Here is a 13,594-nt window from a genome sequence, read left to right as displayed (position 1 = left end):
TGAGGGGCCGTGCTAAGTCTTTGGAATCCGCTGGTCAAGCTGGGCAGCACGAAGCGAGGCTGCGTGAACGGCACACCAGACGGTGCCAGGCGGCCGCCAATATCGGCCGCAAAATTGTTATCGGAGACTTAAAAAACAGTGCTGTACAGGAACCAGCCCACGATCAGCAAACTGGACACCACACAAATCCGATCACCGAATATGTCTATGCGAGACATCATTCCAACATCCTTCCTCATGGGAGCGATCTTTGCCGCTTTCAAGGGATGCTACACCAGAATTTAACCGGAATAAACCGCAATTATGCGCTGTGCTCCCCAATAAGGGAGTGCGCCCCGATCAGTCCGCCGAAAGCCGTCGATGCGCCAGGAAAGACGCCGTGGCTTCCGTCGGCCCGCGATAGGCTTCCTGAAACTCCGCGCTCCAATATTTAAGGTCGTCCAGATCGACGCGCTCGCCGGATATGGCGCACAGCACGAACTGGCCCGGCTTGACGATCTCGAAATGCGGTGTGTCGTAATGCAGCACCGCCAGCCCCTGAATATCCGCCATCAGTCGCCGGTCAGGATTCGGTCGACCAGTTGCTTTACGGTCGGCACGAAGCCGTTGGAGTAGAAGGGATCCTGCCGGAACTTATAGGCGCCATGGCCCGCGAACAGCAGATTGTCGTCCAGCGACCCGCCATGCACCGCCTCCTGCAACGCCTTCTGGATGCAGAAGCTGCGCGGATCGGCGAGCCGTCCGGTCGAATTGGTCTCGCTGTCCATCCAGCTGGAAAAGGAACATTGGCTGAGGCAGCCCATGCAATCGGTCTGATCCTTGCGGATCATACTCTTTTCCTGTTCCCCAACGAACACGAGCGTATTGTCGGGCGTCTTGAGCGCGCCAGTGAACCCCTGCCCGACCCATTCGCGCGCGCGCAGCAGGTCCCCGCGCGTTACCCAGAAATTCTTGCCCTTCACACCGACATCGAGCTGATGGGTATGATCGCCCGCCTGTTCGGTGCTGAAAGGAATCTGCCGCTCGGACCGCGCTTCCAGACTGCGCAGAAAGGGATTGCGGATTGCCGAGCTGTAAAAGCCGGTAGGCGAGAAACGATGCAGCAGCACATCGCCCGGCTCCAGCTGGGTCAGGCGCTCCTTCCACTCCTGCGGGATCGGGCTTTCCTGCGTCAGCAGCGGCCGGGTGCCGAACTGAAAGGCGATGGACCCGAGTTCCGGATTGTCGATCCAGTCGTTCCAGTCCTTGAGCGCCCATACGCCGCCCGCCATCACGATCGGCACCTCGTCGGAAATGCCGCCCTCGCGCATGGTGTCGCGCAGCGCCTTGACGCGCGGATAAGGGTCCTGCGGTTCGCGCGGATCTTCCGCGTTCGACAGGCCATTATGCCCGCCCGCCAGCCACGGATCCTCATACACCACGGCCGCAAGCCATTCCGACGCCTTGGAATAGGCCCGCTTCCACAGCGCGCGAAACGCACGGCCCGAACTGACGATGGGCAGATAGCTGACGCCATAGGACGCCGCAATCTCGCTCAGCTTATAAGGCATGCCCGCGCCGCAGGTCACGCCCGCCACCATGCCTTTGGTCTTTTCCAAAACGCCGTGCAGCACCCGCTGGGCACCACCCATTTCCCACAATATGTTGATATTGATCGCGCCCTTGCCACCGGCGATCTCGAATGCGCGCTTCACCTGCTCGACGGCCCCGTCGATGGCGTAGGCGACGAGTTCCTCGTGCCGGTCGCGCCGCGTGCGGCCATGGTAGATTTGCGGGATCACATTGCCGAAACTGTCATAGCTGTCGGCGTTCACGGCAGACACCGTGCCGATGCCGCCGGCGGCGGCCCATGCGCCCGAGCTTGCATGGTTGGACACGGCCACGCCTTTGCCGCCTTCTACGAGCGGCCAGACTTCGCGGCCGCCATAGATGATGGGCTTCAACCCCTTGAACAAAGATATCTCCCGCGAACAGCCCGTGGCTTCGCCAACCGCTCCAAAGACTGCCCTTAGCAGATTTGGTCCCGGATAACGAATTTTCGCGGGCGCCTTTATAACAAAAGGTGCGGCATGGCCAGTGCCTGACCATAGAGCCGCGCATAGGCGTCCACCATCGCCGCTTCGGTGAAGTCGCGCGCGGCGCGGGCGCGATTGGCCGCGCCCAGTCGCGCCCGCAGCGCCTCGTCGCGGGCAAGCATGCCGATTGCGTCCGACAATCCGGCTTCGTCCGGCACGATAAAAGGCCGGTTCTCGGGCGCGACCATATTGGCGACGTCGCCGACATCCATGGACGCGACCGGCACACCCGCCGCCATCGCCTCCACCAGCGAAATCGGAAATTGCTCGCTGTCGGAAGACAGGGCGAAGATATCGAACAGGCCGACGAAGCGCCACGGCTCCGCCATGAATCCCGCCATGCACAGATCGTCCATGCCGCACGCCGCCGCCTGCGCCACGATGGCGTCGCGCTCCGGCCCTTCGCCGACGATCACCAGTTGCAGCCGGTCGCGATGCGGCGCGACGGCGCGGACCAGCCGGGACAGATTCTTGACCGGGCGCAAACCGGCGAGCGTGCCGATGACGAGCTTGCCGGGGCTGCGGCGCAAAGCCGGCATGACGTTGGGGGCTGGCGCATCCCCGTAGCGCGCAACATCGATGCCGTTGCGGATCAGATGCACTTTGGACGCGGGCTGCTTCCAAACCTGCCGCGCGATCGATTCGAGCCTGACCGACGGCACCACCAGCGCGTCGGCGCGCTGAAGCGCCACACGGCGATACAGGTTGCGCGCGGGTTTGAGCGACACCGCCTCATCGGCGTTGAAACCATCCTCATGATGGATGAGCGGCGGCAAATTCATGGCATGCGCGAACAGGCGATGCGCCATCACCCCATCCATCGCCCCCCAATTATAGCTCAGCACCAGATCATAATCGCACATGAAGCGCGCGATCGCCCGGAACCGGCGCAGGCCGGGCTTACCCGCGAGCGGGGGAGAAGCGGGAAATGTCACGGGCGTCGCGTGGTCGATCGCATCGCGCGCACCCATCGCCTCGGGTACGGCGCTGATGATCGCATGGTCCACCCGGTCGCCCCAGATATTCATGAGACGAACCGCGCGCGCTTCTTTGCCGCCGAGCGAAAAGCTGCTGTGAACATGCAGCAGGCGCGGCCGCCTCGCCGGTGCGTCAGCCATTCAAAATGCGCGCCAGCAGGCGGTCAATCCCTGCGGCGGCGTCCGGCTCGTCGAGCAGCGGCGCATGGCCGACCCCGGCGACCGTCACCAATTCGGCGCTCGCGCCAATCTCGCCCGCCATCCGGTCGGCCGTCGCCGCGCTCAATATGTCGGACCGCTCGCCCCGCAGGATGAGTGTGGGAATGTCGCGAAAGCCGGCCATGACCGGCCACATATCGACCGCCGCTTCCGACCCGGCTGCCCGCAGCGGCTCGGCAATGCGCATGTCGTAGTCCGGCACGATCCGCCCGGCGTTGTTCAGCCGATACAGCCGCTTGGCCATGGCGAGCCATTGCTCCAGTCCATAGGCGGGATACACGTCGCGATTGATATCCTCCAGCGCGCGGGCCGCATGGACCCAGCTCGGCTGCGCACCGCCGCTGCCGACATAGGCCCGGATGCGTGCCAGGCCCGCTTCCTCCACCGTCGGCCCGATATCGTTCAGCACAGCGCCAGCCAGCCAGGCGCGCTGGGTCGCGGCGATCAGCATGGCGATGATGCCGCCCAGCGACGTACCCACCACCACGAAGCGTGTGATCGCAAGATCGGCCAGCAAGCGGCTGATATCCTGAAGATAGGTCAGCGGCACATAGCTCATCGGGTCCTTCGCCTGCGCGCTTTCGCCACGCCCGCGCAGGTCGGGACAGATCAGCCGCCACTCCCCCGCCAGCCGATCCGCCAGCGGCTCGAAATCGCGCGCATTGCGTGTCAGGCCCGGCAGGCAAAGCAGGAGCGGACGGCCATCCGATCCACCGGCATAATCGCGATAATGGAGGCGCAGGCCATCGGGGGACCACCAATATCCGTCGCTATAGGTGCCCACGCTTGATCCTTCCACCCGTTGCCCCCCATATCGCCGGATGCACGCTCCCCCGCAAGCCGCCAAATCATGCGTGTGGAACGAAGGACGCGCGCACGCCTTTCCCTTTCGCAGCCCCCATTTTTGAGCCATAGCCAGACCATGTCCTCTTCGCTGACTTCATTCGAGCCTGCCACCGGGACCTTGTTGTGGGAGGGGACGGCGGGCGACGTCGAACAGGAGGTGGCCCGCGCCAGCGCCGCCTGGCCGCGCTGGGCCGCGCAGCCGATCGCCGTCCGCATCGAAACGCTGCGCCGCTTCGTCAATGTCGTGCGCGCGCACGAGGATGCGCTGGTCGATCTGATCGCGCGGGAGACCGGCAAGCCGCTATGGGACGCGCGCGGCGAAGTCGCTGCGGTAATGGCGAAGGTCGACATCTCCGTCACCGCCTATTCCGAGCGCACGGGCCAGAAACGGCTCGATGCCGCTATGGGCGCGCGTCAGTCCGTGCGGCACAAGCCCCATGGCGTCATGGCGGTGCTTGGTCCCTATAATTTCCCGGCCCATCTGCCCAACGGCCATATCGTCCCGGCGCTGCTGGCCGGGAACGCCGTTGTCTTCAAACCATCGGAAAAGACCCCGGCGGTGGGCGAAATGCTGGTCAAACTCTATCATCAGGCCGGGGTGCCCACCGACGCCATCCGCCTGCTGCTCGGCGGGGCGGAAGAGGGCAAGTCGCTCGCCGCCCACCCCGACGTCAATGGCATATTGTTCACCGGATCGGCCCAGACCGGTATCGCGATCAATCGTCAATTCGCTGCCGAACCCGGCAAGATCCTGGCCCTCGAAATGGGCGGCAATAATCCGGTCGTGCTGTGGGACACGCCGGAAATCGCCAATGCCGCCGCGCTCGTCATCCAGTCGGCATTCATGAGCAGCGGCCAGCGCTGCACGGCCGCCAGCCGCCTGATCGTACGCGACTCGATCGCCGACGCGGTCATTGCCGAGATCAAGAAGATCGCCGACCGGCTCATCATCGATCATCCTCATGCCGACCCGACCCCCTATATGGGTCCGGTGATCGACAATGAGGCCGCCGATGGCCTCACCGAGAGCTTCCTCTACCTGATGAGCCATGGCGGGCGGCCGATCAAACATATGGTCCGCCCGGTCAAGGATCGCCCGTTCCTGACCCCCGCGATCATCGACGTCACCGCCATGGCCGAGCGGCCCGACGTCGAACTGTTCGGCCCGTTGCTTCAGGTCATTCGCGTGCCGGATTTCGCCTCCGCCATCGCCGAGGCGAATAACAGCCGCTATGGCCTGTCGGCCTCGCTGATCGGCGGTACGCCCGAACATTATAATCAGTTCTGGTCCAATGTCCGTGCCGGCATCATCAACTGGAACCGCCCGACCAACGGCGCTTCCTCGTCCGCGCCCTTTGGCGGCGTCGGCGTATCGGGGAACCATCGGCCCAGCGCCTATTATGCCGCCGATTATTGCGCTTATCCCGTCGTTTCCGCCGAAATCGAGCAGCCGCGCGCTACGATAGGCGTAGGACTGAAGGATATCGATACGGGCGCCATGGGCGACTGATCCGCCCGAACCACCTTCCTCGGCCCAACTTTTCCTATGCATCGACAAAAGCATTTTGGATTGAAGTCCTTGCCCGGCTTGGCCATGTGGGCAGCATGGTTCAGACTCTATCCGCGACCGTCCATCTGGTGGGCGCTGGTCCTGGCGATCCCGATCTGCTCACAGTCCGCGCCGCGCGCCTGATCCGCGACGCGGCGGTGATCGTCCATGACGGGCTGGTGTCGGACGAAATATTGGCGCTCGCTTCGCCCGACGCGACCCTGATTTCGGTCGCCAAGCAACGCAATCGCCATTCGCTGCCGCAGGACGAGATCAACGCTCTGCTCATCAGGCTGGCGCGTTCGGGCCGCTCCGTCGTCCGGCTTAAGGGCGGCGATCCGTTCATTTTCGGACGCGGCGGCGAGGAGATGGAGGCATGTCGCGTCGTCGGCGTGCCGGTGGAGATCGTGCCGGGCATCAGCGCGGCGATCGGCTCTGCCGCGCAGGCGCAATTGCCGCTCACCCATCGCGATGCGTCCAGCGCGGTCAGCTTCGTGGCGGGGCAGTGCAAGGGGCTGGCCGATCAGGACTGGTCGGGCCTCGCGGGCAAAGGGCGCACCCTCGTCATCTACATGGGCGTCGCGAGCGCGGCCGACATCGCCGACAAGCTGATCGCCGATGGTGTCGCGCCGGCCACGCCAGTCGCGGTGCTGGAAAATGGCACCCGCGCCGACATGCGGACATTACGCACCATTCTCGCCGATCTGGGCGACATGATGGCCCGCGAAACAGTAAAGAGTCCGGCCCTGATTGTAGTCGGGGACGTCGCGACCTATGCGCTGGCGCTCGATGCGCTCGCGGGGTTGGCTGCGGGCATGCAAGACAAGGCGGAGATAGGGTAGTGAAAATCCTGACGGGCAATGATCTTGCCACGGGCGATGTGATCTGGTGGGCGGGCGACGGCTGGTCGCGCCAGGTGAATGATGCGGTCGATCTCGGCGACAAGGGCGAAGATCTCGGCCGCACCGAAGAAGCGGCGCTGCGCGTCGTCGGCGCTTACGTCATCGACGCGAGCCTTGGCGACGATGGCGCCGTTCGCCCGGCCCATATCAAGGACCGTATTCGCGCGCTCGGGCCGACCGTCCGGGCCGATCTTATCACACAACCGGCTGAAGCCGACATCGGCAAGTGGGTGATCTGACATGTATCGTTACGACAATTATGACCAGGCCATGGTCGACGCCCGCGTCGAGGAATTTCGCGACCAGACCAAACGCCGCCTGTCAGGCGCGCTGACCGAGGACCAGTTCAAGCCGCTGCGGCTGATGAACGGCCTCTATCTTCAGCTCCATGCCTATATGCTGCGCATCGCCATTCCCTATGGCACCCTGTCGGGCAAGCAGATGCGTATGCTTGGCCATGTCGCGCGCAAATATGATCGCGGCTATGGCCATTTCACGACGCGGCAGAATCTCCAGCTCAACTGGATCAAGCTGGCCGATGCGCCCGACATCCTCGCCGAACTGGCGACGGTCGAAATGCACGCCATCCAGACGAGCGGCAACTGCATCCGCAATATCTCGTCGGATCAATATGCCGGCGTGTCGGCCGATGAACTGGCGGACCCGCGCCCCTGGGCTGAACTGTTGCGGCAATGGTCATCCTTCCATCCCGAATTCACCTATCTGCCGCGCAAGTTCAAAATCTGCGTGATCGCCAGCAAGGATGATCGCGCGGCCATGCGCCTGCACGATATCGGGCTGGAACTGATCGAGCGCGACGGCCAGATCGGCGCGAAGGTCTTTGCCGGAGGCGGCATGGGCCGTACGCCTATGATCGCGCCTGAAATCAGGGACTTCGTGGCGGAAGATGAGATCGTCTCTTATCTCGAAGCCTGCCTGCGCGTCTATAATCGCTACGGCCGCCGCGACAATAAGTACAAGGCGCGGATCAAGATCCTGATCCACGAACTGGGGGCCGAGGAATATCGCCGCCAGGTCGAGGAAGAATTCGCCCATATGAAGGGGCTTGGTCTCAATCCACCGCGTGAGGAAATGGCCCGCATCCGTGCCTGCTTCGCCGCTCCCGCCTATGAAACCGGCGCGAGCGACGCGATCGACCGATCCGACCCCGGCTTTGCCCTATGGGTGGACCGGCAGGTCGCGGCGCACAAGCAGCCGGGCTATGCGATCGTCAATATCAGCCTCAAACCCGTTGACGGCATTCCGGGCGATGCGTCCGCCGACCAGATCGAACTGGTCGCCGATCTCGCCGAACGCTATTCGTTCGACGAGTTGCGCGTAACCCATGCGCAAAATCTCGTGATGCCCCATGTCCGCAAGGCCGACCTTTACGCCATCTGGCAAAAGCTCGACGAGGCCGGGCTGGCGGAAGCCAATCTCGACCTCATCACCGACATCATCGCCTGCCCCGGCCTTGATTATTGCGCGCTCGCCAACGCCCGCTCGATCCCGCTGGCGCAAAAGATCGCCAAGCGCTTCGCCGATGCGCAGCGTCAGGCGGAACTGGGTGAACTGAAGCTCAAGATTTCCGGCTGCATCAATGCCTGCGGCCATCATCATGCCGGCCATATCGGCATTTTGGGGGTAGACCGGCGCGGTGTCGAGAATTTCCAATTGCTGCTCGGCGGATCGGGCGCGGAGGATGCGGCGCTCGCCCAGATCACCGGACCGGGCTTTTCCGAAGATGGCGTGGTCGATGCGATCGAAAAAGTCACCGACATCTATCTGGCGCAGCGAGCCGAGGGCGAACGCTTCCTCGACACCTATCGCCGTATCGGCATGAAGCCCTTCAAGGAAGCCATTTATGGTTGAGTTTCTTTCCTTCCGCGACGGCGACGCCGCGCAGGAACCGGCCGTGACGGTCGAATCCTTCACCGGCCAGTCCAACGCCACCGCCGTTCGCATCGAGCCGAGCGACGATGCGCGCGAACTGTTGCCGCATCTCGACCGGATCGCGCTCGTGGAGGTCAATTTCCCTGCCTATGGCGACGGTCGCGGCTATTCCGCGGCCCGCATCCTGCGCGAGTCAGGCTATAGCGGCGAATTGCGCGCGGTCGGCGATGTGCTGGTCGATCAGCTCCCGGCGATGCGCCGATGCGGTTTCGACAGCTTCCACCCTGACAAGGCGCTGGACGACGGCGCCGTCGACCGCGCCCTCAATCGCTATGCCGACGTCTATCAAAAGGCGATCGATGGCCGCAGCCCGATTTGGGCGAAGCGGCACCCGGAGACCGAAGATGGCTGAACCCGCCCGCAGAGTCGATGTGATCGACACCCGCCCCGCTTTCACGCAAAGCGACGCCGATGCGCTCAACGCCCGGTTTGCGGGCATCGACGCCCTCACCATGTTGAAAGCGGTCTTTGCCGAGGGCCTGGCCGGTCATGTCGCGGTCGTTTCCTCCTTTGGCACGGAAAGCGCGGTGCTGCTCGACCTGGTGGCAAAGGCGGACCGGAACATTCCGGTGATCTTCGTCGATACGATGAAGATGTTCGCCGAGACGCTGACCTATCGTGAATCGCTGATTGCGCGGTTCGGCTTTACCGACAGCCGCACGGTGCAACCTGATCTCGCGGTTCTGGCCAAGCGGGACGAAACCGGCCTGCGCTGGTCCTATGATCCGGACGGATGCTGCGATATCCGCAAGGTGGAGCCGTTGAAGCGCGCCAAGGATGGACTCGACGCCTGGATCTCCGGCCGCAAGGCGTTCCAGTCGACCACCCGGCAGAAACTGCCGCGCTTCGAAATCGAGGATGGCAGGCTCAAGATCAATCCGCTGGGCGACTGGACCAAGGATGATCTCGACAGCTGGTTCGAGGCGAACGATCTGCCGCGTCATCCGCTGGAGGCGCAGGGCTATCTTTCGGTCGGTTGCGAGCCATGCACATCAAAGGTCCTGCCGGGCGAAGATCCGCGCGCGGGTCGCTGGCGCGGCTGGGACAAGGTGGAATGCGGCATTCATTCGCCCGTCACGCCCATTCCCGCCGTCGATCCGGACGATCCGGCCAACCAGCCGGTATTCTGACGATCGTTCCATGGCGGCGATTACAGGCTGCGGAAATTGAATATCGCATTGGTCGCAAACATCGCCAGACCGGCGAACAACGAAGCGATTGCCCGCGCGATCAGATAGTTCAGGCCGATCAGGTCGGCGAACAGCGCAAACATCATCATGGTGACGGCCAGCCCCAGTCCGGCCGTCATCAGGAAATAGATCAGCCCCGCGCCCATGCCCCGGTCGGTCTCGCCGAAAATCCACCAGCGGCCGGCGACATAATGGGTGCCGTTGGACGCAACGAAGCTGACCGTAGCGGCGAGATATTTGTTGATGCCGCCTTCCTCGACCAACAGCCACAGCAGGATGAGGCCCAGCGCGAACACGGCGCAGCTCACGACGGTATTGCGCGCCAGCATCGCCGCCGCGCGCAACGAAAAAAGTCGGTTGCGCAAAGACGCTATACGCTTTGGGGCATAATCGGTATCAGCGGGCGGCACAGGGGAATGCATGATCGAAATAGCCTTAGACTCTGACGGCAAGTTAACAGGAATATAAGATGATCCCCGCCACCGCCTCGCGCGCTTTCGCCGAAAGTCGCGCCCCCGCTCCCGCCTATGATCGTCTTGCAGGGTTGAAGCTGGCTCTATTTAGCGGAAATTATAACTACCTCAAGGAGGGTGCGAATCAGGCTCTCAACAAGCTGGTCCGCCATCTGGAGGACCGGGTAGGCGCGACGGTTCGCGTGTATTCGCCAACGACCCGGACGCCGGCCTTCGAGCCACAGGGAACGCTGATATCCGTGCCTTCGATTTCCCTGCCGGGCCGTTCGGAATTTCGGCTGGGACTTGGACTTGGTCGGTCGGTGCGCAAGGATATCGAGGCCTTTGGGCCGGATCTCATCCATATCGCGACACCGGACATATCGGGAAATCAGGCCCAGACCTTTGCGCAGGCCCATGGGATACCGATCGTCTCCAGCCTGCATACGCGGTTCGAAACCTATTGCGACTATTACGGCCTGCGGATGCTGCGCCCGATCGTCGAACGGAGTCTCGACCGATTTTATGCGCGCTGCGACCTGACCCTGCTCCCCACGCCTGCCATGGTGGCGGAGTTCGCCACCCGATATGGCCCCGGCAAGACAGCCTTGTGGGGACGAGGCGTCGATTCACACCGCTTTGATCCAGCCCACCGCAGTGAGGCATGGCGACGGTCGCACGGGATCGGGCAGGACGACATCGCCCTGCTGTTTTTCGGGCGGCTGGTTCTCGAAAAAAATGTCGATCATTATGCGCAGGTGGTCCAGCGTCTGCGGTCACAGGGCCTGCCGGTAAAGGCCGTCATCATCGGTGACGGTCCGGCGCGCCGCCGCATGGCAGCGCTGCTGCCCGATGCCCTGTTCACCGGCCATCTTGCCGGCGACGATCTGTCGGTTGCGGTCGCCAGTTGCGATATCCTGCTCAACCCGAGCATGACCGAGGCTTTCGGCAATGTGACGCTGGAGGGGATGGCCGCCGGTCTCGCCGTGGTCGCAGCCAGGATCGGCAGCGCCACCAACCTGATTTCCGACGGCGTGGATGGCTTGATTTCACATCATGACGTGACGCAGTATACGCAAGCGGTCGCCGCGCTCATCACCGATCCGAACCGTCGCGCGGCCATAGCCTGCGCAGCACGGGAAACGGCGTGCGAATGGCGGTGGGACCAGATATTGGACCATGTGCTGACTGGCTATGAAGCCGTGCTCGACCGGCGGCAGCGATTGCAGGAGCCACGCGCATGATCGGAACGCGGCGCTTTCTCGACGTCCTGTGCTCGCTCTATATCTATAATGAATATCGGGGCTATTCGAGCATCGACCGGGTCCTGGAAGCCGTGCTGCGCAAATGCCCCGAGGAGCAGGATTTCATCGCGGCCGTCCGCAAACATCGGGATGATGAGCGCAAACATTATCTGATGTTCAAACGCTATTTTCAGTTGCGTGGACAGATGCCCTTGTCGGTGGATCGCACCTGCGGTCATATCGATCGATTGATCGGGCTGACGTTCGGCACGACGATCGATGATCTCGATACCGACGCCATCGTGGCAGACGATGCGCTGTTCAAGAAGCTGTGCCGGATCATCATATTGACCGAACAGCGCGGCTCCCGGCAACTCGATATCCTGCTGAAATCGAAAGCGATCCTGTCCGACCGGCCGTTGACCCGCATCTTCGAGGTCATCCGCAGGGACGAGCCGAGTCACTGGCAACCCTATCAGGCGTGGCTGGACCGTTATGGCGGGGCGGAACCGAGCCGGGCGGAGCGCGCCGCCGACTGGCTGGTGCACAAGACACTAGTCACGGTGAAACTGCCGCTGATCTACCTCAACCCGGCCTCAGCGCGGCGCACGACCTGGCTCGACCCGCTGGACGAGCCAGCTCATTCATAATCTTCCATCGCGCCATAGCTGTCGCCGACGAGATCGGAGAAGCGCGTGATCCGGGCGTCGAACTTCATGCGGATGCGCCCGGTGGAACCATGGCGCTGCTTGGCGATGATAAGTTCGGCGAGGCCGTAAATGCGTTCCATCTCCGCCGCCCATTCCAGATGCTCGGAACTTTCCTTGTTGCCCGGCTCCTTGGCGGCGACGTAATAATCCTCGCGGAACACGAACCAGACCATATCGGCGTCCTGCTCGATCGACCCGGATTCGCGCAGATCGGATAGCTGCGGACGCTTGTCCTCGCGCTGCTCCACCGCGCGGCTGAGCTGCGACAACGCCAGCACCGGCACGTTCAGCTCCTTCGCCAGCGTTTTCAGGCCGCGCGAGATCTCGGAAATCTCCTGCACCCGGTTGCCGTCACCCTTGCCCGTGCCCTGCAACAGCTGGAGATAATCGACGATAACCAAGCCGATATCGTGCCGCCGCTTTAGCCGTCGCGCGCGGGTGCGCAGCGCTGCGATCGTCAGACCCGGCGTGTCGTCGATGAACAGCGGCAGTTCCTGAAGCTCGCGCGCGGCGCGCGAGAGATTCTGGAAATCGGCGCGGCTGATCTTGCCCATGCGCAGCGCTTCGCCGCTGATCCCCGACTGCTCGGCCAGCACGCGCGTCGCAAGCTGATCGGCCGACATTTCGAGACTGAAAAAGGCGGTCTTGGCGCCCATATTTTTTTCGCGCGCAATGCCGTCTGCCTCATCCCGCAGCCAGCGCGACGCGGCATTATAGGCGATATTGGTGGCCAGCGATGTCTTGCCCATGCCGGGGCGACCGGCCAATATCATGAGATCGCTATTATGCAGGCCGCCGATCTTTTCGTTGAGGCTGCCGATGCCGGTCGTGATACCCGATAAATGGCCGCCGCTGTTAAGCGCCCGTTCCGCGACCTGCACGGCCATCGTCGTCGCCGTCGAAAAGCTTTTGACCGAACCGACTTCGCCCTCGCCCTCCGACACTTTGTAGAGCGCTACCTCCGCCGCCTCTATCTGCTGGCGCGGATTGACATCCTCGCTGGTATCCATCGCATTTTCAACCAGTTCCCGGCCGACATTGACGAGCTGGCGCAACAGCGCGAGATCGTAAATCTGCGCGGCGAAATCGCGCGCGCCGATCAGCGCCGCACCATTGCCCGTAAGCTGCGCAAGATAGCCCGCCCCACCCAGTTCCTTAAGCGCGGGGTCCTGATCCAGCAGGGGCTTGAGCGTCACCGGATTGGCGACCATGTCCCGCTCCAGCAGCTTCATCACGGCCTCGAAGATGCGACCATGCAGCGGCTCGAAAAAATGTTCGGACCGCAATTTGAGCTGCACATCCTCGGCAATGCGATTGTCGATCATCAGCGCGCCCAGCAGCGCCGCTTCCGCCTCGACATTGCGAGGCAGTTCCGGACCACCCGCGTCGGTGGCGACATTCAGTTTTACAGCTTCGACCATCCCCCTTCATCTACCCCGCGCGCGCCGGGCGCAAGGATCAAGCGCGACTGATTGGC

General features: G+C 63.0%; 14 protein-coding genes. 8 read left to right on the top strand and 6 right to left on the bottom strand.

What is annotated here, in order from left to right:
- Positions 1-339 precede the first annotated feature (339 nt).
- The 4 genes from ACODSN_RS01055 to ACODSN_RS01040 form a co-directional block, all read right to left on the bottom strand.
- A complete protein-coding gene (locus ACODSN_RS01055) occupies positions 340-552 on the bottom strand; it encodes a DUF2093 domain-containing protein (RefSeq protein ID WP_489052429.1) in 213 nt (70 codons plus the stop codon).
- On the bottom strand, positions 552-1,955 hold the full coding sequence (locus ACODSN_RS01050) for an NAD(P)H-dependent flavin oxidoreductase (RefSeq protein ID WP_489052428.1): 1,404 nt from the start codon (positions 1,953-1,955) through the stop codon (positions 552-554). The genes ACODSN_RS01055 and ACODSN_RS01050 overlap by 1 nt, the downstream gene beginning before the upstream one ends.
- A gap of 95 nt (positions 1,956-2,050) precedes the next feature.
- Positions 2,051-3,193, bottom strand: coding sequence for a glycosyltransferase (locus tag ACODSN_RS01045; RefSeq protein WP_489052427.1), 1,143 nt, complete (start codon positions 3,191-3,193; stop codon positions 2,051-2,053).
- A complete protein-coding gene (locus ACODSN_RS01040; protein WP_489052426.1) occupies positions 3,186-4,055 on the bottom strand; it encodes an alpha/beta fold hydrolase in 870 nt (289 codons plus the stop codon). Before ACODSN_RS01040 ends, ACODSN_RS01045 begins: the two co-directional genes overlap by 8 nt.
- Before the next feature lie 138 nt (positions 4,056-4,193).
- Here ACODSN_RS01040 and astD point away from each other — a divergent pair, with 138 nt between their 5' ends.
- The 6 genes from astD to ACODSN_RS01010 all read left to right on the top strand — a co-directional run bounded on the left by astD (position 4,194) and on the right by ACODSN_RS01010 (position 9,651).
- Positions 4,194-5,627, top strand: a complete 1,434-nt coding sequence (gene astD / locus ACODSN_RS01035) for a succinylglutamate-semialdehyde dehydrogenase (RefSeq protein ID WP_489052424.1) — start codon at positions 4,194-4,196, stop codon at positions 5,625-5,627.
- A gap of 95 nt (positions 5,628-5,722) precedes the next feature.
- A complete protein-coding gene (gene cobA / locus ACODSN_RS01030; protein WP_489052423.1) occupies positions 5,723-6,508 on the top strand; it encodes a uroporphyrinogen-III C-methyltransferase in 786 nt (261 codons plus the stop codon).
- Positions 6,508-6,807 carry a DUF2849 domain-containing protein gene (locus ACODSN_RS01025; protein WP_489052422.1) on the top strand — a complete coding sequence of 100 codons (300 nt, stop codon included), beginning with the start codon at positions 6,508-6,510 and terminating at the stop codon, positions 6,805-6,807. The genes cobA and ACODSN_RS01025 overlap by 1 nt, the downstream gene beginning before the upstream one ends.
- A gap of 1 nt (position 6,808) precedes the next feature.
- Positions 6,809-8,440: a nitrite/sulfite reductase gene (locus ACODSN_RS01020; RefSeq protein WP_489052420.1), complete on the top strand. Its 1,632-nt coding sequence runs from the start codon at positions 6,809-6,811 to the stop codon at positions 8,438-8,440.
- Positions 8,433-8,873 (top strand): DUF934 domain-containing protein, encoded by a 441-nt coding sequence (locus tag ACODSN_RS01015; RefSeq protein WP_489052419.1) that lies wholly within the window; start codon positions 8,433-8,435, stop codon positions 8,871-8,873. The genes ACODSN_RS01020 and ACODSN_RS01015 overlap by 8 nt, the downstream gene beginning before the upstream one ends.
- Positions 8,866-9,651: a phosphoadenylyl-sulfate reductase gene (locus ACODSN_RS01010; protein WP_489052417.1), complete on the top strand. Its 786-nt coding sequence runs from the start codon at positions 8,866-8,868 to the stop codon at positions 9,649-9,651. Before ACODSN_RS01015 ends, ACODSN_RS01010 begins: the two co-directional genes overlap by 8 nt.
- 20 nt (positions 9,652-9,671) lie before the next feature.
- Here ACODSN_RS01010 and ACODSN_RS01005 read toward each other — a convergent pair whose 3' ends face one another.
- Positions 9,672-10,076, bottom strand: coding sequence for a GtrA domain-containing protein (locus ACODSN_RS01005; protein WP_489052415.1), 405 nt, complete (start codon positions 10,074-10,076; stop codon positions 9,672-9,674).
- A gap of 104 nt (positions 10,077-10,180) precedes the next feature.
- Here ACODSN_RS01005 and ACODSN_RS01000 point away from each other — a divergent pair, with 104 nt between their 5' ends.
- Both ACODSN_RS01000 and ACODSN_RS00995 read left to right on the top strand, forming a co-directional pair.
- Positions 10,181-11,407: a glycosyltransferase family 4 protein gene (locus ACODSN_RS01000; RefSeq protein ID WP_489052413.1), complete on the top strand. Its 1,227-nt coding sequence runs from the start codon at positions 10,181-10,183 to the stop codon at positions 11,405-11,407.
- Positions 11,404-12,057 (top strand): ferritin-like domain-containing protein, encoded by a 654-nt coding sequence (locus ACODSN_RS00995; protein ID WP_489052411.1) that lies wholly within the window; start codon positions 11,404-11,406, stop codon positions 12,055-12,057. The genes ACODSN_RS01000 and ACODSN_RS00995 overlap by 4 nt, the downstream gene beginning before the upstream one ends.
- Here the strand turns inward: ACODSN_RS00995 and ACODSN_RS00990 are convergent.
- Positions 12,048-13,538 carry a replicative DNA helicase gene (locus ACODSN_RS00990; protein ID WP_489052410.1) on the bottom strand — a complete coding sequence of 497 codons (1,491 nt, stop codon included), beginning with the start codon at positions 13,536-13,538 and terminating at the stop codon, positions 12,048-12,050. The genes ACODSN_RS00995 and ACODSN_RS00990 overlap by 10 nt on opposite strands.
- Positions 13,539-13,594 lie beyond the last annotated feature (56 nt).

The organism is Sphingobium sp. FG11 (assembly GCF_057809915.1).
Note: the sequence above shows the minus strand (reverse complement) of the source record. Positions and strands in the feature narration are given on the sequence as shown.